Below are 19,314 nucleotides of genomic sequence, written 5' to 3' on the forward strand. Positions count from 1 at the left end.
CTCACGCAGTTCCGTCTCTTGCCTCCAGCAGCAGATCCTTCAATCCGGTCGGATAGAGGCTGGGTCCGCCCTCCACGTCGAGATCGGCGAGGTCGAACCAGCGCGCGACGATCTGCTCGCCGTTATCCTCGCGGAAATCGATGCGGTCCTGTCCGCTGAACGCGCCGTCGGGAAACGCGACCTCGGCGATGAACATCACCTCGTGCCCGGTCTCTCCCTCATGCGCAAAAATGTTCTCCATCACCAGTGGTTCGCCCGTGATGGCAATGTCGATGCCGAGCTCTTCGCAAAATTCCCGCACGAGCGCCGCCCGCCAGCTCTCGCCGAACTCGATCTCGCCGCCAAGCGGGCGCACGCCCTTGATCCGGCCCGCATCGTCGCGAACCTCGGCCGCCAGCAACCGCCCGTCCCGCCAGTGCAGGCCGGTCGCGACGACTCGGATATGGGGGTGAGGACGCCATTTGGTCATGCAGCATCGATAATCCCTGTCGCACTTGCGTGCAACGATGAACGCCCTCATCGATCGGCGCCAGAACGGCCTGCCCGAGACGACGGACCTGAACGCCGCCGCGCGCTGGCGCTTATCTATCGCCGTGCCATTTCAGCGCCGGCGCCGCAATGTCCGGCAGGTTCAGCAGATTGATCGCGCGGCAGGCGATCTGATCGACGATCTCGGCCAGCGACTGCGGCTTCAGATAGAAGGCCGGCAGCGGCGGCGCGATGATCGCGCCGATCTCGGTGGCCTGGACCATCGCGCGGAGATGGCCGAGATGCAGCGGGCTCTCGCGCACCAGCAGCACCAGGCGCCGTCGCTCCTTGAGCTGCACGTCAGCGGCGCGCACGAGAAGATTGTCGAGCTGTCCGAAGGCAACCGCCGACAGCGTCCGGATCGAGCACGGCGCCACGATCATGCCGCCGACCGGAAACGAGCCGCTGGCGATGCTGGCGCCGATGTCCGAAACCGCATGGTCGCGGAAGGCGAGGGCGCGCAGGCGCGGCAGCGCCTCGGGGCCGACCTCCTCGGCGAGCGTACGCTCCGCTGCCGGTGAGATCACCAGATGCACCGCGCAGTGTGGATTCTCCGCCAGCCGCTCGACGATGCGCACGCCGATGGCCGCGCCCGAGGCACCGCTGATGCCGACGATCACGCCATGCCGCTCGCTCATGCGGGCTCGCGTAGCTGCAGCCCGCCGATCCCGCCGAGGCCGAGCGCCGGCCACATCGCATCGACTTTGGCGATCACGGCGGAATCCATCGCCAGCGGCTCGCCCCATTCCCGCTCCGTCTCCGGCGGCATCTTCGTAGTGGCGTCGATCCCGAGCTTGCCGCCGAGGCCGGATTTCGGCGAGGCGAAGTCGAGATAGTCGATCGGCGTGTCGGACAGCGCCACGAGATCACGCGAGCTGTCGCTCCGCGTCGCCACCGCCCACATCACCTCGCGCCAGTCGCGAATGTCGATGTCGTCGTCGACCACGATCAATAGTTTGGTGTAGCTGAACTGCGGCAGCATCGACCACAGGCCCAGCATCAGCCGCCGTGCCTGGCCGGGATAGCGCTTTTTGATCGATGCGATCGCGACCCGGTAGGAGCAGGTCTCGGGCGGCAGCCAGCAGTCGGTCACCTCGGGGAATTGCTGCCGGATCAGCGGCACGAACAGCCGGTTCAGGGCCTCGCCGATCCGGGACGGCTCGTCCGGCGCGCGGCCCGTGAAGGTCGACAGATAGATCGGCTGTTGCCGCGACGTGATGGCGGTGACGCGCAGCACCGGAAACTGCTCGACCGAATTGTAGTAACCGGTGTGATCGCCATAGGGACCTTCGGCCGCCGTCTCGGTCGCCGAGACAAAGCCCTCGATGACGATCTCGGCCGTGGCAGGGACCTCGAGCGGTACGGTGAGGCAGGGCGTCAGCTCGGGCCGCTCACCGCGCAGGATGCCCGCGAAGCGCAGCTCGGAGATCGTCTCGGGCAGTGGCATTACCGCGGCAAGGATGGTCGCGGGGTCGGCGCCGATGACGATTGCGACCGGCATGTCGCGCCCTACGGCCTTCCATTGCTGATGATGCCGGGCGCCGCCGCGATGGGCGAGCCAGCGGACGATGGCGCGGTCGCGGCCGAGGATCTGCATGCGATAGACGCCGACATTCTCCTCCTGGTCGGCGGCCGGCGATGCCGGCGGCGCGGTGATGACCAGTGGCCAGGTGATCAATGGGGCAGGCTCGCCCGGCCAGCAGATCTGCGCCGGCAGTTTCGTCAGATCGATGTCCTCGCCCATGGCGGCGCGATCCTGCACCGGCGCGGCTGCGCGCGAGCGCGGCCGGGTCGCAAGCGCGGCGCGGGCCAGCGGCAGCTTGCGCCAGGCGTCCCGAACGCCGTGCGGGGGGCGCGGTGCGCGCAACTCGGCCATCATCGCGCCGAGCTCTTCGAGCCGGTCAGGCGTGATGCCCATGCCCCACGCGGTCCGCTCCACCGTGCCGAACAGATTGGTCAGGAGCGGCATGCCGGATGGTAGGCCGTCGGCCCTGATCGGCCGTTCGAACAATAGTGCCGGTCCGTGCTCGCCGATGACGCGCCGGTGAATCTCCGTGATCTCATGGACCACGGAGACCGGTTCGCGAATGCGTCGCAATTGTCCCTTGCCTTCGATGAAGCGCAGGAAGTCGGATAATTCGCGGAAGCGCGGAACGTCGCGTTGCAAGCGGACAATCTCCTGAAAGGAGCAGAAGCTAGCCGGAGCGATTTCGCTCCTCATTGTTCCCGCTCAAATACATTCGCGCGCAATCGGCTCAGATATGTCCCATGAGTCATTCGTCCCTCGCGTCCGGCCCGTTGCCGACAATCCCGCCGCTTCTCGCGCTCGCGCTGCGTCCCTTGCCCCTGCTGCCGCTGCAACTCGTTCTCGGTGGGTTCCTGGAGCGGATCCTGAGGCGCAATCCCGGCCTGCTCGACAGGCTCGGCGAACATCGCCGTGCACGGTTCGGAATCAAGCCGACCGACTTGCCGTTCGCGTTCATCGTCGAGGCCGCGCCAGCGCGATTGTCGGTGGTGCGCGAATTGCCATCCGGCTTGGACGCCTGCGTCTCCGCCTCGCTCGCGAACCTGCTGGCCCTGGTCGAGGGCAGGGTCGACGGCGATGCGCTGATGTTCTCGCGCCAGCTCGGAATCGAGGGCGACATGGAGGCGGTGCTGGCCTTGCGTAACGCGATCGACGATGCGCGGCTCGATCTGGCCGCAGAGCTGGCGTCCCTGTTCGGTCCGCTGGGCGAGCCGGCCAGGCGTTCGTTCGAGCACGCGCGGGACAGGTTGACCGGCGCGTCCCGGGAGCGGACGTGATGGAGCTGATCTGTCCCGCCGGCACGCCGGCCGCGCTGCGGAGCGCCATCGATGCGGGCGCGGACGCCGTCTATTGCGGCTTCAACGACGAGACCAATGCGCGCAATTTTCCCGGGCTGAACTTCAGCCGCGACGAGCTGCGCAAGGGGATCGCCTTTGCCCACGGACGCGGCGCGCGCATCCTCGTCGCTATCAACACCTTTCCGCGGGCGTCGTCCGTGGCACTCTGGCAACGGGCGGTGGACGATGCCGTCGATGCCGGTGCGGACGCGCTGATCGTCGCCGACATCGGCTTGATGGATTATGTCGCAAGGCGCCATCCGAACCAGCGCCTGCATGTCTCGGTGCAGGCGGCGGCCGCGAACCCCGACGCCATCGCCTTCTATGTCGAGACGTTCGGAGCGCGCCGCGTCGTGCTGCCGCGCGTGCTCAGCGTTTCGGAGATCGCCGAGATCGCCCGCGAGACGACATGCGAGACCGAGGTGTTCGTGTTCGGCGGCCTTTGCGTGATGGCCGAAGGGCGCTGCTCCCTGTCGTCCTATGCCACCGGAAAATCGCCGAACATGCAGGGCGTCTGCTCGCCGGCAAGTCACGTGGCCTATGAGGAGACCGCGAAAGGAACGACATCCCGGCTCGGCGGCTTCACCATCAACCGCTTCGCTCCCCAGGAAGCCGCGGGCTATCCGACCCTTTGCAAGGGGCGCTTCTCGACGGCGCTTGGTGACGGCTACATTTTCGAGGATCCGGTCAGCCTCGACGCCACGACGCTGCTCGGCGGATTGCGGAGCGCCGGCGTGGCCGCGCTGAAGATCGAGGGACGCCAGCGCGGACGCGCCTATATCGAGAGCGTGGTCCGTCACTTCCGCCGCGCGCTCGATACGCTGGAGGATGGAAGCGAAGCCGATATCGTGAGCCTGAAGCCGTTCACCGAAGGCCAGGCCTCCACGCTCGGCGCCTATCGCAAGACATGGCGATGATCGTTAGGCGATGACTGGTGAAGCGAGGGCTGGCGGTCCAGCCATGAATGAGAGATGCCCCGATGCAGCTTAGTCTCGGCCCGGTCCTGTACAATTGGGCGCCGGAGCGCTGGCGCGATTTCTACTTCCGGATCGCCGACGAGGCGCCGGTCGACGTCGTCTCCGTCGGCGAGATCGTGTGCTCGAAACGGTCTCCGTTCTTCGCCGGGCATCTGCCTGAGGTGATCGAACGCCTCCAGCAGGCCGGCAAGCAGGTCCTGCTGGGCTCGCTGATCCTGGTGTCGCTGCGGCGCGAACGGCGTCAGACCGAAGAGCTCTGCGCCGCCGGGGACGCGCTGGTCGAAGTCAACGACCTCACCTGCCTCAGGTCGATCAAGGGCCGGCCGCACGCCATCGGGCCCTTCGTCAACATCTACAACGAGACCAGCGCGGCCTTTCACGTCCGGCAAGGCGCCGCGCGCATCTGCTTGCCGCCCGAACTGCCGGTCGCATCAGCGGCGGCGATCGCCGCGGCGCTGCCGGAGGCCGTGATCGAGATATTCGCTTTCGGCAGGGTGCCGCTGGCGATCGCGGCCCGCTGCTACCATGCGCGGCTTCACAAGCTCTCCAAGGACAATTGCCGCTTCGTCTGCGAGAAGGACCCCGACGGGCTCGCGCTGAAGACGCTGGACCAGCAGGATTTCCTGACCATCAACGGCGTGCAGACCCTGTCGCATGCCTGCACCAATCTCGTCAGTGACATCGGTGCGCTGCGCGAGGCCGGGATCGGCTCGCTGCGCCTGTCGCCGCAGGATTGCGACATGGTCGAAGTCGCAAAGACCTTTCGCGACGTGCTCGACGGGCGCAGGTCAGCCGAAGAGGCAAATGGCCGCCTGTCCGAGCTTTACCCGGGCGTCGCCTTTGCCAACGGGTTCCTTCGCGGCCAGTCCGGCTTTTCCTTCGCGCGAACGTAGCCGGATCAGCTGACCAGATATTTCTTCACCGCCGCCTCGTCCCACGCGATGCCGTTGCCCGGCTCCTCGTTCGGCAGAGCAAAGCCGTCCTTGATCTTCAATCGCGTCGAAAGCACCGCGTCGGCCCAGTCGACATATTCCAGCCAGTGCGCGGTCGGCGTCACGCACAAGAGATGCGCGCTGACTTCCGAGAACAGATGGGTGGACATCTCGATGCCGGCGGCATGCGCGAGCGCGGCGGCGCGGAGCCAGCCGGTGACGCCGCCGATGCGCTGCACATCAGGCATCACGTAGTCGCAGGCTTCCGCCGACAGCGCCGCTTGCATCGAGAAGGCGCTGTCAAAATTCTCGCCGATCTGGACCGGCGTGCGCAGCGCGTCCGCGATGCGGGCGCAACCCTCGTAGTCGTCGTGGCGGATCGGCTCCTCGATCCAGCTCAAGCCCTCCTCGTCGAGCATCTCGCCGCGGCGGATGGCTTCGGTGACCGTCAGGGCCTGGTTGTAGTCGCACATCAGCGTGACCTGATCGCCGACGGCTTTTCTCACCGCGCGCACCACCGCGAGATCCTCCCGCGCATCGGGCCGGCCGACGCGGATCTTGGCGGCGTGAAAACCCTCCGCCAGCAACCTGTGCGCCTCCTCCACCGCGGCGCCTGCCGGCATGATGCCGAGCCCCTTCGAATTGTAAGCCTTGACCGGCTTCGGCGCGCCGCCGAGGAGCCTTGCCAGCGGCAGGCCTTTGCTGCGGGCCAGCGCGTCCCAGGCCGCCATGTCGATGCCGGATTGCGCCAGCCGCTGCAGGCCGGCGAGGCCCAGCAGCGTGAAGCGCTGGGTCAGCTTGCGCTCGATCTCGAACGGCAGCAGCTCGTCGCCGGCAAGCAGCTCCGACATTTCCGTGACCATCGCCGTCAGCGGCTTCAGGGCCGACGGCGTGATCGAGAACAGATAGGCGTGCCCGCGGGCGCCCTGGTCGGTCTCGCAGTCGATCAGCACCAGCGGCGCCCTGGCAACCGCCCCGGTCGAGGTCTGGAGCGGCAGGTTCATCGGCACGATCACGGGCCGCGCATTGAAGCGCTTGATGCGGACGGTCTCGGTCATGGGTGCTGGCTCCGGATGATCAATGCAGGTTGATCCCGATCTTAAACCTTCGTGATGAAACGGAAAGACGCTTGGTGCGACCACCATAAAATGGGGTTGCGCGCGCCCGCTTTTGTTGGCTCTGTGCCGCCGCAGGCTTTGCCGCAAATCCCGGGAGGTTTGCGACAAAAGCGCACACAACGGAGCCACAGTGTGAAACAAGAGATCGCCGAAGAACAGCGCAAGAGCGGCGTCCTGACCGGTGCCGCGATCGCGTTCCTGCTGCTCGCTCTGCCGCTCGCGGTGTGGCTGGACCTGACCGAGCTCTCCAAGACGGCGCTGCGCCGGCAGGCCGCCGATCTCAATTCGGTAATCACGAGTGTGCGCAGCTACTACGCGACCAACGTGGTCGGGCGCATCATCGCCAATCCTGATGGTACGACCAGGGTGGTTCACAATTACGAATCCGTTCCTGGTGCGATCCCGATCCCGGCGACGCTGTCGCTGGAGCTCGGACGGGTGATCGGCGCGCAGCAGGAGAACATCACCTACCGCTTCGTCTCGGACTTCCCGTTCCAGAACCGTGCGCCGCACCAGCTCGACAAGTTCGAGAAGGACGCGCTCGACGCGCTGCGCAGGGATCCCGAACAGAAGATCTTGGAGACCGAGACCTCGCTGTTCAACGACAAGGTCCGCCTCGTCGCCCCCGTCACGATGGGCCCGGCCTGCGTGAGCTGTCACAACAGCCACCCCGAAAGCCCGAAGAAGGACTGGAAGGTCGGCGATATCAGGGGCATCCAGGAGGTGATCATCGCCCAGCCGATCGCCGCCAACATCTTCTCGTTCAAGTTCCTGCTGGCCTATTTCCTGATCGCCGCTGGCAGCGGCCTGTCCTTCCTCTCGCTCCAGCGCCGCCAGGCGAGCCGCATCAAGGGCATGAACAAGGAGCTCGAATCCGCCAACGACTTCCTCGCCTCGCTCTCGATGAAGATCTCGCGCTACATCCCGCCGCAGGTCTACAAGAGCATCTTCTCCGGCCAGAAGGACGTCATCATCCACACCGAGCGCAAGAAGCTCACCATCTTCTTCTCCGACATCCAGAATTTTACGGCGACCGCGGAGCGGCTCCAGCCCGAGCAACTGACGCAACTCCTCAATGAATATTTCACCGAGATGTCGGCGATCGCCCACGAACATGGCGGCACGATCGACAAGTTCATCGGCGATGCCATGCTGATCTTCTTCGGCGACCCCGAGACCAGGGGCGACCGCGCCGATGCGCAGGCCTGCCTCCAGATGGCCTGGCGCATGCAGCAGCGGCTTGCCGAGCTCAATGCGAAGTGGCGCGCCTCCGGCATCGAGCAACCGTTCCGCTCGCGCATGGGCATCAATTCCGGCTATTGCAATGTCGGAAATTTCGGCAGCAGCGACCGCATGGACTACACCATCATCGGTGCCGAGGCGAACCTCGCCGCGCGCCTGCAATCGATCGCCGAGCCCGGCGGCATCGTGCTGAGCTACGAGACCTTCGCTCTGGTCAGCGACATCGTCCGCGCCCACGCGCTGCCGGCGATCACGATGAAGGGCATCAGCCGCGAGGTGATTCCCTATTCGGTCGACGCGCTGAACGATGCCGCGGCGGAGAACAGCGGCATCATCACCGAACGCGCGCCCGGCCTCGAGCTCTATCTCGACCCCGCGGTGGTGAAGTCAGGCGATGCCGCGCGTGTGCGCTCGCTGCTGGAGAATGCGCTGGCCTCGCTGAAGCCGGCGTGAGGGTGCGCAGCCGCTTTACCGGTCGAGAGAGTCCCCGTGCGGCACCCCCCTCCCTAACCCTCCCCCGCAAGGGGGGAGGGAACACAGTTGTGCGTGTGGCTGCGTCAAGGTGATGACAATCGGCATTGGGTCAGTGAACTCGTCGAGCTTGTGAGCCCAGCTCTCACCGCACGGCACACCGCGCTCCCTCCCCCCTTGCGGGGGAGGGCGGGGGAGAGGGGTAGCCCGGCAAAAGGTGCGCGTGAGCAGGCTACCGCGCCGCGCCTTCCGTGAATGCGGTTTCGATCACGTCGCCGAAGGGCTGCCAGGAACGGCCGTCGAACTGCACCAGCCGCATCTGCCTGATCGGCAGATAGCTGTCCGGCGAGGTGTTCATCCTGATGTTGGGGAGCGCGAGGGAAGGCTGATAGCTCTTCAGCGAAGCCGCCTGACGCATGATGTTCTCGCGCGAAAAATCGTCGCCGCATTGCTTCAGCACCTTGGTCAGCGCCTCGGCCGCGGCGTAGCCATAGACTGCCGCGCTGTTGTTGGTGCTTTCGACCTGGTGGTATTTATCCATGAAGGCGAACCAGTCCTTCATGGCGGGATCGTTCTTCCATGCGGGATCGCTCGGATCCTTCAGGAAGGCGGCCGAGACTACGCCGGCCGAATTCTCCAGGCCCGCGGGCGCCATCGCATTGGCGATCGAGGCGGAGGCGTCGTTCACGATGAAGACCGGACGCCATTTGAGCGACGCCGCCAGCTTGATCACCTTGGACGCCGTCGACGGCACGCCGAGAAAGACGAAGATGTCGGCGCCGGCGCGCTTGAGGATCGAGACGTGCCCTTCGAGATGCTCGTCGTTGATATCGAAGGCGATGTCGACGAGGACGTGACGGTTCAGATCGCCGAGGCCTTCTTGGATACCCTTGTAGAGCATGCGCCCGAACTGGTCGTTCTGCCAGAGCACCACGATCTTCTTCCGCGGATAGTAGGCCTGGATGTAGTTGGCGTAGATGCGTCCCTCCGACCGGAACGACGGCTGCCAGCCCATGGTCCAGGGAAACGCCTTGGCCTGGCTCAGCTCCTCGTCGCCGGTGGCGAGGAAAAGCTGCGGGATCTTCTTCTCGTTCAGATACCAGCGCGTGGCGAGATTCCCGGGCGTGCCGAACGAGCCGAACATCAGATGGACGTCGTCCTTCTCGACCAGATTGCGGGTCAGCTCCAGCGCGGCCGCCGGATCGGAATTGTCGTCGCGGGTGATGAAGCGGATCTTGCGGCCGTTGATGCCGCCGCGCGCGTTGATCATATCGAAATAGGCGGCCTCCGCGGTGCCGATCGCGCCGAACTCCGAGAGCGGCCCCGAATACGGCATCACATTGCCGATGCGGATCTCGTTGTCGCTTGCCGGTTGTTCGGACCGTTGCTGGGACATCGCCCCGAGCGAAGCGAAGGCGATGATCACAATGAATAGCAGCCTGCCGGTGACGCGCATGCTCGACACCTTGTCGTTGGCCCCCAACGAGGTCGGCTCAGTCCGCACCAAGGCGAGTTGATCTACGTCAAGCGTTTGTCAAAGCTGTGGCTTGGTGGCGCACTTCAAAGCAGCGCAGCTGTTAGCGCGAACGAAAGCGGCAGGCGTGCTGACGCGCTGACAAACGAGGGAGTGTGCCGTGTGGCACCCCCCTCCCTAACCCTCCCCCGCAAGGGGGGAGGGAACGCACCTTCGTTGTGGCACGCGTTCGTTCTTATCAATTGCGACGGTGCGGTGCGGCACAGCGTAGCGGCGCACTCCGCTGCGCTCCCTCCCCCCTTGCGGGGGAGGGCGGGGGAGAGTGGTGGCCCAGCAAAAGGTCGGAGTAAATAACGCGCTCCGCCCGCAACACCCCGCTACGGCAGCCCCCGCGCCTCGAGCTGATGCACCAGCAGCAGCGTCGGTTCGGCGAGGCTGTCGCCGGAGCCGTCGAGGCCGAAGGCGGCGGCGATGCCGTCGCGGCTGCGCAGGATGGTGCCGCGCGGACAATGGCCGGCGCCGCAGAGCGTCTTCTTCAGGGTCTCGCCCTGTGCCACCAGCCTGGTGGAATCGTCCGCGGCCCAGGCCAGCACGATCGGCACGTCGACATTGAGGATGCCGGGGAAGACCGAGCGCTTGTCGTACTGGGTCGCGTCGCTGCCGAGATAGGCCTTCTCGTTGTCGCTCGCGTCCTTGCCCACGCGATAGATCCCGGACACCAGCACGACGCCAGCGACGTCGGCGCGGTCGGTCTGGAGCTCGGGATGCGCCAGCAGGGTGGCGACGTGAAAGGCGCCGGCGCCATAGCCGACCGCGACGATCTCGCGGGCATCGCCATTGAACAGGTCGATATTGCCGTGGACCCAGGACAGTGCCGCCGCCACGTCGGTCGCCCCGGCGGGCCAGCTCGCCGACGGCGCGAGGCGATAGTTGACGCGCACCCCGATCATGTCGTTGCGCGCGGCAAAGCACATGATCTGGTCCTGGATCTGGCGCGACAGCTCCGGCGCCGCATGGTCGCCGGTGAAAGTGTCGCCCGCCACGAACAGCAGCACCGGCCGCGGCGTATCCGCCTTGGTCGCGCTGGTGGCGACATCGAGCACATTGGCTTCGCTCTCGCCGTAGCGCAGGCCGCGCGCGAAGGTGACCTGCTCGCAGAGCCGCGCGGTGCCGCCGGCGGTGGTGTCGTTGTCGGTCAGCCCGACGCGGACGAGATCGGATGGCGCAGCCAGCCGCGTCGGAACCGGACCATGCGCGGAAGCTGTCGAGACGGTCAGAACAAGCAAAAATGCGAGATAATTCTTCATGATGGTGCCGGGCCTTGCGCGCTCATATTGGCTCGCTCTTGGGGCCTGTCTTTTCAATTCGCCTTATTAGTTGGCTGGTCTTGAGGCGATTTGACGGCGCCCTCGGCGCTCAATTCCCCGGCTCGAATGTGCAATCCGCGCCGCTGCCGTCCTTCCGCCTGATCGCGTTGGGGTCGATCGTGCAGCTCAGCTTGGCGAGGCTCTCGAAATTCGATCCCGCCGCGCCGTCGGGCGGAACGCCGGCCAGCGCTTCGGTCGCGAATATCTCGTTGGCAGTGGAGCCGTTCACGGTTTTCACCTTCTTGCCGAAGGTCACCTCGCAATTGCGAACGGTGATGTCGACATTGCCGGTGCGGCAGACGATCCGGTCGGCGGTCACCACAATGGCCTTCTTGTAGGGAATGTCGGCATTGGCGGAGAACAGCATCGCCACCGCCTTCTTCTCGGCGCCGGTGAGGTTCGGGGACAGCGGCGCGATCACGCCCGCGAGCGCCAGCGCCGCCGAGCCCGAGACCTTTGCGGGCGTGGCTGCGGAGGCGCCTGCGACGTGGGACGTGGCGGCAAGAACGAGGGCGCAGGATAGGATCGATCGGCCGGATTTCATCCCTGCCTCCATGGGCCCGAAATCTCAGGCGGCCTTCTTCCGTTTGACCGTTTTCTTTGCCTTCCTGGCCTTTTTTGCCGCCTTCTGGGCCGCGAGATACGCTTCCACCTTCTTGGCGGAATGGCCGGCTGCGGCCACGGCGGCCTTCAGCTTGGCCGGGGTGATCTTGAATTTCTTCGACCAGTAGCGGACCTCATAGGCCTCACTCAGCGCGATCCGGCTCTTGTCGGAGGCGCGGTGCTTCTGGAGCTTGATGTAGGCCTCGACCTTCTTGGCGGAGTGGCCGACCTTCTTGACGGCGTATTTCAGCTTGGCCGGCGTCACTTTGAACTTCTTCGACCAATAGGCGACTTCGTATTTCTCGGTGAGCGCAATCAGGGCGCGATCGGCTCCGCCCCGCTTTGCCTTGTTGTCGGCCATGCTTCCCTCCTGCCGTGGACAGCGTCCAGTCTAGCATGCAACCGGATTTGGAAGGCAAGGCGCGGGGCACGCGGGAATTGCGCGGCGGGGACGTTTTGCACCGATGTGTCAGAAGGTTGTGCGGCGCGACCGGGCCGCGCGCCGGAGCGGGCTTTCTACTGTGCATGGGGTTGTTTTCGCGTCTTTGTGTCCCTCGCACGTCCGTGATGGAACCTTCTGGCGGCTGGCGCGACTTATCCTTAGACACGGGAAGAAACGTGCGAGGCTGTCATGGCAGAGAAGCATACCGCCGATCCGGCAGAGATCATGCGGGCGACCGGTCACCCTGAGCTGGAATATGCCGCTGGCTGGACCATCGCCGGTCTCGTCACCATCGGCACCATCGTCGCCGCCTGGGTGTTCGCGATCTAGGCGACTGGAAACTGCAGCTCGAAGGCCGCACCGTCGTCGGTCGGCTTCAGCCTGATCGAGCCGCCATGGCTCGCCATCACCGCGCGCGCGATTGCCAGCCCCATCCCTGTGCCGCCCTGGTCGCGGCGGGTGGTGAAGAACGCGTCAAAGATCCTGTCGCGGTTCGGCGCCGAGATCGGCTCGCCGTCATTGCTCACGGTAAGAAGCAGGGTCGTCCGCGCGTCCACCGCCTCCAGCCTGATTGTCCCAGCCTTGTGCCGCACCGCGTTGTCGGCGAGATGCGACAGCACGATCAATGCCTTCTCGCCGGACATGCCGATCGCCCGGTCGAGGCTGCCGCTGGCCTCGATGGAGCTTTCCGGAAACCTGCTCCTGAGGTCGGCGATGACGGGCGCAAGCTCGGTGCGCTCGTTCTGCGGCAGGCTCTCGGCGCGGGCGAGCTCGCGCAGCCGCTGCGCCATCGCCTCCAGCCGCTGGGTGTCGGACAGGATGTTGGCGATGAACGTTTTCTGCTCGGCCGGCGTCAGGTCCTCGGATTTGCCTTGAACCGAATCCTGCAACAGCTCGGCTGCGCCCTTGATCGAGGTCAGCGGCGATTTCAGCTCGTGGGTGAGGTGCGCCGAGAAGGTCGCGATGTAGTCGGAGCGCCGCGCCAGCTGCTCGGCCATGCCGAGGAAGCTGTGCGAGAGCTGGGCGAACTCGCGCGTGCCGTAGTGCCGCAGCGGCCTGAACGCCTCGCGGTCGCCGCGGCCAATTCTGGCGGCGCGGTCGATCAGCTCGCGCATCGGCAGCGTGATGGTGCGGGAGAACACGAGGCCGATCGCGATCGTGCCGAGGATCACGGCGAGCCCGGCCAGCACGAACTTAGCCCGCTCCTGGTAGAGATGGTCGAAGATGTTGCTCGGCGTCCGCGTGGTGTAGATCACCCCCGCGACGCGGTTGTTGACGATGACGGGCATCGCCGAGAACACGTGCACGCCGAGGCCGCGGCTGAAGGAGTAGATCGGCGGCGGCGGCTTGTCCGGCACGCGGTTGCGCAGGGTGGCGCGATACTGCCCGTGCAGCGCGTCCGCGACCTCCTCGATATGGGCAAGCGACTGCCCGACCTCCTGGCGCCCGGCGATCACGACGCCCTGCGGATCGAGGATCCTGAAACCTGCCAGCGTCACCTTCTGGGTCTCGCGGATGATCGGCGTCAGCCTTGCGCCGATCTCGACATAGGCCGGCTGTGCCGGCTTGGGCGCGGGTTGCGCATCGGGCCGCCGGCGGAGCAGATCGTTGGCGGTGAGGTCAAGCGCGGGGCGGATCGGCGTGACCTGGTCGCCCGGATCAGGCAGCACGTTCGGCGGCACCTCGGCGCCGAGCGTCAGGCCGCTGTCGAGCCTTGCCGTGACCTCCTGCGCATAGATCGTCGCCAGCACGCGGCTTTGCGCGATCAGCTCGGCCTGGGTCTGGCGGATCAGCTGGTTGTCGTAGAGGCGGAAGAAGAACAGGCCGACCAGCGGCAGCACCGCGACCGTCGCCAGCACCGCGAAGATGACAAGCCCGAGCGACGGCCGCCATTTGTCGGGGGCCCCGCTCATGCCTCTTTCTCGCAGCGGCCGAGCTTGAAGCCGACGCCGTGGATGGTCTCGATCACGTTGTCGCAGGAAAGCGCCGCGAGCTTGGCGCGGATGTTGCGGATGTGGCTATCGATGGTGCGGTCGGAGACCTGGATGTTGAGTTGGTAGGCCGCGCGCATCAGCTGCTCGCGGTTGAACACCGAGGTCGGCCGGGTCAGGAACGCGCGCAGAATGCCGAACTCGATCGCGGTCAGCTTCAGCGGCGTGCCGGCGAACGACGCCACATGCTGCTCCGGATCGATCAGCAGGCCACCTTGCGCCAGCGCGCTCGGCCCGGCCTTGGCCTCGCCATTGCGCGGGCTGAGCCGGCGCAGGATGACGTTGACCCGCGCCACCAGCTCGCGCGGGCTGAACGGCTTTGTCACGTAGTCGTCGCCGCCGATCTCAAGGCCGAGCACGCGGTCGATCTCCTCGTCGCGCGCCGACAGGAACAGGATCGGCACGTCGGAGCCTTTGCGTATCTCGCGGCAGACGTCGAGGCCGTCGAACTCGGGCATGCCGACGTCGAGCACGATCAAATCGGGCCTGTCGGCGGCAAAGCGGGCGAGTGCCTCCTTGCCGTCGCGGGCCTCGATCACGTCCATGCCGGCCTTCTTCAGGGCGACCCGGATGACCTCGCGGATGTGGCCCTCGTCGTCGACGATGAGAATGCGATGCGCCAAGTAAACTCTCCGCTCACCCTGCCGGCTGGTTCTTCACCTGCGCCTCCAGCCTGCGCTGGAGCCGCCAGTTTCGAAAGCCCCAGCTCCGCCAGGCCAGATCCTGACGTTGCTGTTCTACAAGGCGGTCGCGGCGCGACACAAGGCAGCTCTCGGGGCTGCCGGGCCGCAGCAAGATCGCCTTGTCTATGGCGGGCAGCGCCTGTGGCCCAAGCGTCAGGAGATAGTTGATGTCGATCTGCACGCCGTTGCCCGATGCTTCCCGACTGTGGGCAACATTATAGTCGGCAATGAACGCATCGAAGTTCACCAGCGAGGCAGTATAGAGCACGATCGTTAACGCGATCAGATTGGCGCGGACAAGCCACCGGTTGGATTGGTCGAGCGCGATGCGGGCCACGATCAGGATCAGCCCGAGTGCCACCAGACCCATCCAGATGAAGGCCGCGATGCGCCAATAGGTCAGCATGTAGATGCCCACGTAGAGGTCGAGGCGGAGGATGGAGGAGGCGACCAAAAGGACGTTCTGCCCGACCCAGAGATAGACCAGCGGCCGGATCACCTTTGATTTGTCAGCCGGTTCACCCGGGCGCATCGCCACCAGTACGAAGGCAGCAGCGAGCAGGGCGGTCGCGATCAGCGGGTAGGCGCCGCGATGGGCGTAGGCCGCATAAGTCATGTTCGCGGGCAGCGCGACGTGACCCCAGAGATAGATGCCGTCGAGAATGGACTGTGCCGCGAACAGCAGATTGAACAGGATCAGCGAGCGCAGGATCGTCGAGGGGCCGAGAAACTCCGCTGAGACCATGGGCGGCAGCGGCGGCACCGGGCCATCGGCATCCGTCGTGGTAACAACCTTCCTCCGCCGCCAGCGCACATGGATGAACGGCCAGACCAGCGCCAGCATCGTCGTCCAGAACAGCACACGCGGTACGCTGACATATTCGAGGAGGATTTTTGGATTGAGCAGAGACACCCACTGCTCGATCACCGGATTGGCCGCCGCGAACAGCGCGACGAAGACGGTGCCGAGCGCCACCGGCAGCAGCCAGAGCGCGATGCCGCGGGTGAACGCCGACATGTTGAACACCTGAAGCGCGTCGAGGAAGAACCTGAAGGGACCGAGCAGGAAGAAATTGCGTAGCGCACGGGCACGCTCGGTGAACTCGGTCGTTTCCGGATTGGTCGCGACCATGAGCGCAATGGCCAGCGCCGTGATGAGGATCGGGAAGGACAGCGTGTTGAGCTCCTCGACGGCCGGCACGAGGCCGGCGACGAGAATGGTCGCAGCGATCATGGCGCGCCGCAGATCCAGGGCCGCATGATTGAACAGCGCCGACACGCAAGCCATCGCGGTCGCAAACAGCGTGAGCGACAGTCCGATGCGCTCGCCATAGAACAGCCGGTCGGCGAGCGCAGCCAGCGCCAGCGCGCAGCCAAGCTTGGCTGGAATCGAGGAATGCCTGATCGGTTGGATGTCCGCTGCGATCGTCGAAGCCAGGCTCGTCATGTCCAAAAGACCTCTCGTGATGGGTAACGTCACGAAGTCTGAACAGCGTCTGTGCAGAAGGCGGGATCATCGTCTGCACGGTTTCAGGAGTCTTTTGCAGTTTTCGTGCAGGTGCGCTTTTGCCTCTCGCGCAGCGCAAATCGCTTTGTTAGGTGCGAAGCATTCGCCACTTCTAGCGTGTGACGCATCATGCAATTCCTCCGCCGTATCGGTCTCATCCTGCTCTGGCTGGCCGCGCCTATCGTCGCGTTCGCGGCCGCGAACAAGAACGATCCCTATCTGGTCCCGCTGCGCGGCGCCGGAAACATCGTGCTTGTCGTTGCAAGCATCGCGATCGTCATGCTTCTGCTTCGCAGAGGGCGGTGGCGCACCATGGCCGGCAAGCTTCTCGTCATGCTCTGGTGCCTGCCGCCGCTGCTGATGTCGGTGGCGCATCTGAAGTTCGAGCTGCGCAAGCACGACGTTCTTGCCGCCAGCGCCAATGAGGCGCGTCAGCTCGGGCCTCACTTCATGGTCGGCTATTCCTCCTTTCCCGAGGTCGCGCGCCTTGCCGAGCAAGGCTTGATCGGCGGCGTCTACGTCACCCGGCACAACATCCGGGGGCGGACCATCGAGGCGCTACGTGCCGAGATCGCTACGCTCCAGGACAAGCGGCGCGCTGTGGGGCTGCCGCCGCTGGTCGTCGCCGCGGACCAGGAAGGCGGGATCGTCGGGCATCTCGCGCCGCCGTTGACAAAGGTGCCGGCGCTCGCGACCCTCTCCTCGCTTGCCCCCGACGAGCAGCAGACCAAAGCCGAGGAGTTCGGCCGCATCCACGGCCGCGAGCTCGCGGGCGTCGGCGTCAATCTCAATCTTGCGCCGGTGCTCGACCTCAAGCCGCCGCAGAGGCGCAACCGCCTCGATTTCCATACGCTGATCGGCCAGCGCGCGATTGCGACCGATCCCGTCGTGGTCAGCACGATCGCAAACGCCTATGTCCGCGGGCTGGAAGAATCCGGCGTGGGCGCAACGCTGAAGCATTTCCCCGGCATCGGGCGCGTGCGCACCGACACGCATCATTTCAGTGCCAGTCTCAACACGCCGGTGAGGGAGCTGGAGGCAACCGACTGGCTGCCGTTCCGCGAGGTGCTTTCGCATTCGCATAGCGCGCTTATGGTCGGCCACGTCACGCTCACCGCGGTCGATCCAGATCGCGCCGCGTCGCACTCGAAGCGGGTCGTCCAGGGCATCATCCGCGACAAATGGAATTACCAGGGCATGGTGATGACCGACGACCTCGTGATGGGCGCGATCTACCAGAACGACGTCTGCAAAGCAGTGGTCGAGGCGATCAATGCCGGCGTCGATATGCTGCTGGTCGCCTATGACGGCGCGCAGTTCTATCGTGTCTTCGCCTGCGCGCTGAACGGATCGCGGCAGGGCAAGCTCGACGCGGTGATGCTCCACGCGAGCGAGACGCGACTCGCGCGAAGCTTTCCGACCGGGCAGGCGCGAGACGCCTCAGGCCTCGTCCGCGTCGTCGATCGGCACTAGCCCTTCGCGAACTGACGGTAGTCCGGCTCGCGGTGAAACCAGAACTCGTAGCCGGTGACGGCCTTCTGCATGGCGACGTCGTGGATCGGCTGGTTGAGCGGGATGACGGGAACGTCGCGCATGCAGAGCGCGATGAAATCCTTTACGCACCTGTCGTATTCTGCCGCATCCGCGGTGAAGCGTGCCTTGTCGATCAGCGCGTCCATCTCCTTGTTCTGGTAGGAGGAGATGTTGAAGATCGAATTGTTGCCGTGAAAATTCCAGTAGAAGTAATATTCGGGATAATCCAGCCAGCCGCTGAAGCGGTTGAGCGCGAGCGGCAGCTCCTTCTTGTTCAGCGTCGTGCGCCAGTTCGCGCCGGGGATTTTCTCGATTCCTGCCTTGATGCCGATCTTGGCGAGGCTCTCCTGGATCAGGATCGCGGTCGGCTCGCCGACGGTCGCCGTACCGGTGTCGAGCGACAGCGTCGTTTCCAGTCCGGACTCGAACCCTGCCTCTTTCATCAGGGCCTTGGCCTTGTCGAGATCGGTGACATAGGGAAACGGCTGCGGCCAGACCGGCTTTGAGACGTCGGCCGCGCCGCCATACATCGGAACGGCGCGTCCGAAGAAGGCGCTGCTCTGGATCTGCTCGTAAGGCATCGCCCAGGCGACGGCCTGGCGCAGCTTGGCATTGTCGAACGGCGGCTTTGCCGTGTTCAGCGCGACGTACCAGAGCGCGTTCGGGATCGGCACGCCCGAGACCTTGACCTTGCCCTCCTTGATGATCTGCTCGAAATCGCGCGGCGCAAAGCCGCTGGAGATATCCGCATCGCCCCGCTCCAGCATCGCGCGCCGCGTGCCTGCGGAGGGGACGTCGCGCGCGATCACGCGCTTGACCTTCGGCAGCGGTCCGCTCTTCCAGTCGTCAAAGCGCGCCAGCACGGTCTCGCTGCCGGGCTTCCAGCTCTCGATCCTGTAGGCGCCGCCGCCGGCCTCGTTGGTCTTCAGCCAGGCCAGCGCCCACGGATCCTCGGGCGTTGCGTTCTTCTTGGCGAGCTCGGAATTGATGATGAAGGGCACGACCACCGCGACGTTGAACAGCAGCATCTTGTCCTTGCGCACATAATCGATGCGGAAGGTGTGGTCGTCGACCACGACGAACTGCTCGGGCTTTTCCAGCGATCCCGCCGACATCTGGAAGGTCGGAAAGCCGCCGACCTTCACGGCGCGGTCGAACGACCATTTGACGTCCCTGGCCGTGACCGGCGCGCCGTCGTGGAATTTCGCATCCTTCCGCAAGCGAAAGGTGCAGGACATGCCGTCGGCCGCGACCTCCCAGCTCTCGGCGAGTTCAGGCGCGAGCTTCTCGCGATCATAGGACACGGTCCCATCGGGCAGCGTCTTGGAGGCGTAGGTCAGCAGGCGATCGTAGCAATTCCAGGACAGGCCGTTCACGGTCTGGTTGGAGCCGACGCCCTGCATGTCCAGCGAGTTCGGCCCCAGCTCCTGCACCACCAGCAGCGTCTCGCTGCGTCCCTGCGCCCGGGCGAAGGGAGGCGCGACGGCCGTCATTCCGGCGATACCGAGGCCACCGAGCACGACGCTGCGACGGTTCATGTCGGAAGATGATGCGCTCATCGCGGCCTCCTTGAGAGAAAGTTGC

Annotated in this window: 18 protein-coding genes; 6 read left to right on the plus strand and 12 right to left on the minus strand. The window is 65.4% G+C overall.

The genetic code is table 11. The annotated features are described in order from the left end of the window. Position 1: 1 nt before the first annotated feature. The 3 genes from AB5K84_RS07525 to AB5K84_RS07535 form a co-directional block, all read right to left on the minus strand. The gene (locus AB5K84_RS07525) at positions 2 to 469 is read right to left on the minus strand and encodes an NUDIX hydrolase (protein WP_038967328.1); all 468 of its coding nucleotides are present in this window, start codon (positions 467 to 469) and stop codon (positions 2 to 4) included. Between the two features lie 112 nt (positions 470 to 581). Further along, entirely contained in the window at positions 582 to 1,166 is a 585-nt protein-coding gene (locus AB5K84_RS07530; RefSeq protein WP_011090357.1) for a UbiX family flavin prenyltransferase, read from the minus strand. Further along, the gene (locus tag AB5K84_RS07535) at positions 1,163 to 2,749 is read right to left on the minus strand and encodes a UbiD family decarboxylase (RefSeq protein ID WP_011090356.1); all 1,587 of its coding nucleotides are present in this window, start codon (positions 2,747 to 2,749) and stop codon (positions 1,163 to 1,165) included. Before AB5K84_RS07535 ends, AB5K84_RS07530 begins: the two co-directional genes overlap by 4 nt. On the opposite strand from AB5K84_RS07535, the gene ubiT reads away from it, so the two are divergent. The 3 genes from ubiT to ubiV all read left to right on the plus strand — a co-directional run bounded on the left by ubiT (position 2,749) and on the right by ubiV (position 5,260). Then, positions 2,749 to 3,330: a ubiquinone anaerobic biosynthesis accessory factor UbiT gene (gene ubiT / locus AB5K84_RS07540; RefSeq protein WP_236842140.1), complete on the plus strand. Its 582-nt coding sequence runs from the start codon at positions 2,749 to 2,751 to the stop codon at positions 3,328 to 3,330. The two genes, AB5K84_RS07535 and ubiT, sit on opposite strands and share 1 nt — an antisense overlap. Further along, complete coding sequence (ubiU, locus tag AB5K84_RS07545; protein WP_038967329.1) at positions 3,330 to 4,307, plus strand: ubiquinone anaerobic biosynthesis protein UbiU; 978 nt, start codon at positions 3,330 to 3,332, stop codon at positions 4,305 to 4,307. The genes ubiT and ubiU overlap by 1 nt, the downstream gene beginning before the upstream one ends. A gap of 62 nt (positions 4,308 to 4,369) precedes the next feature. After that, positions 4,370 to 5,260 carry a ubiquinone anaerobic biosynthesis protein UbiV gene (gene ubiV / locus AB5K84_RS07550; protein ID WP_038967330.1) on the plus strand — a complete coding sequence of 297 codons (891 nt, stop codon included), beginning with the start codon at positions 4,370 to 4,372 and terminating at the stop codon, positions 5,258 to 5,260. 5 nt (positions 5,261 to 5,265) lie between these two features. On the opposite strand, the gene AB5K84_RS07555 is transcribed toward ubiV, so the two are convergent. Continuing rightward, entirely contained in the window at positions 5,266 to 6,357 is a 1,092-nt protein-coding gene (locus AB5K84_RS07555) for an enolase C-terminal domain-like protein (protein WP_441232383.1), read from the minus strand. 192 nt (positions 6,358 to 6,549) lie between these two features. Between AB5K84_RS07555 and AB5K84_RS07560 the strand changes: the two genes are divergently transcribed. Then, positions 6,550 to 8,112: an adenylate/guanylate cyclase domain-containing protein gene (locus AB5K84_RS07560; protein ID WP_038967331.1), complete on the plus strand. Its 1,563-nt coding sequence runs from the start codon at positions 6,550 to 6,552 to the stop codon at positions 8,110 to 8,112. A gap of 250 nt (positions 8,113 to 8,362) precedes the next feature. Here the strand turns inward: AB5K84_RS07560 and AB5K84_RS07565 are convergent, their stop codons facing one another. The 4 genes from AB5K84_RS07565 to AB5K84_RS07580 form a co-directional block, all read right to left on the minus strand. Then, positions 8,363 to 9,586, minus strand: coding sequence for an ABC transporter substrate-binding protein (locus AB5K84_RS07565; RefSeq protein ID WP_028173882.1), 1,224 nt, complete (start codon positions 9,584 to 9,586; stop codon positions 8,363 to 8,365). A gap of 395 nt (positions 9,587 to 9,981) precedes the next feature. After that, positions 9,982 to 10,911 (minus strand): alpha/beta hydrolase, encoded by a 930-nt coding sequence (locus AB5K84_RS07570; protein WP_011090349.1) that lies wholly within the window; start codon positions 10,909 to 10,911, stop codon positions 9,982 to 9,984. 109 nt (positions 10,912 to 11,020) lie between these two features. Next, positions 11,021 to 11,515 (minus strand): hypothetical protein, encoded by a 495-nt coding sequence (locus tag AB5K84_RS07575; protein WP_038967333.1) that lies wholly within the window; start codon positions 11,513 to 11,515, stop codon positions 11,021 to 11,023. Positions 11,516 to 11,539: 24 nt separating this feature from the next. After that, positions 11,540 to 11,935: a DUF3606 domain-containing protein gene (locus AB5K84_RS07580; protein WP_011090348.1), complete on the minus strand. Its 396-nt coding sequence runs from the start codon at positions 11,933 to 11,935 to the stop codon at positions 11,540 to 11,542. 270 nt (positions 11,936 to 12,205) lie between these two features. Between AB5K84_RS07580 and AB5K84_RS07585 the strand changes: the two genes are divergently transcribed. Beyond that, positions 12,206 to 12,346, plus strand: coding sequence for a hypothetical protein (locus AB5K84_RS07585; RefSeq protein ID WP_007597071.1), 141 nt, complete (start codon positions 12,206 to 12,208; stop codon positions 12,344 to 12,346). Here AB5K84_RS07585 and AB5K84_RS07590 read toward each other — a convergent pair. From AB5K84_RS07590 to AB5K84_RS07600, 3 genes are read right to left on the minus strand one after another with little or no spacing between them, the layout of a single operon-like run. Continuing rightward, entirely contained in the window at positions 12,343 to 13,929 is a 1,587-nt protein-coding gene (locus AB5K84_RS07590; RefSeq protein WP_011090347.1) for an ATP-binding protein, read from the minus strand. The two genes, AB5K84_RS07585 and AB5K84_RS07590, sit on opposite strands and share 4 nt — an antisense overlap. After that, entirely contained in the window at positions 13,926 to 14,630 is a 705-nt protein-coding gene (locus AB5K84_RS07595; RefSeq protein ID WP_011090346.1) for a response regulator transcription factor, read from the minus strand. Before AB5K84_RS07595 ends, AB5K84_RS07590 begins: the two co-directional genes overlap by 4 nt. Before the next feature lie 13 nt (positions 14,631 to 14,643). Then, positions 14,644 to 16,137 (minus strand): DUF4153 domain-containing protein, encoded by a 1,494-nt coding sequence (locus AB5K84_RS07600; protein WP_038967334.1) that lies wholly within the window; start codon positions 16,135 to 16,137, stop codon positions 14,644 to 14,646. 189 nt (positions 16,138 to 16,326) lie between these two features. On the opposite strand from AB5K84_RS07600, the gene AB5K84_RS07605 reads away from it, so the two are divergent. Continuing rightward, positions 16,327 to 17,670 (plus strand): glycoside hydrolase family 3 N-terminal domain-containing protein, encoded by a 1,344-nt coding sequence (locus AB5K84_RS07605; RefSeq protein WP_011090344.1) that lies wholly within the window; start codon positions 16,327 to 16,329, stop codon positions 17,668 to 17,670. Here AB5K84_RS07605 and AB5K84_RS07610 read toward each other — a convergent pair. Beyond that, positions 17,667 to 19,289 (minus strand): ABC transporter substrate-binding protein, encoded by a 1,623-nt coding sequence (locus AB5K84_RS07610; RefSeq protein WP_038967343.1) that lies wholly within the window; start codon positions 19,287 to 19,289, stop codon positions 17,667 to 17,669. The two genes, AB5K84_RS07605 and AB5K84_RS07610, sit on opposite strands and share 4 nt — an antisense overlap. Between the last annotated feature and the right edge of the window lie 25 nt (positions 19,290 to 19,314).

It is taken from the genome of Bradyrhizobium sp. 1200_D9_N1_1 (assembly GCF_052075915.1).
In the GTDB taxonomy this organism is placed as follows: Bacteria; Pseudomonadota; Alphaproteobacteria; order Rhizobiales; family Xanthobacteraceae; genus Bradyrhizobium; species Bradyrhizobium diazoefficiens.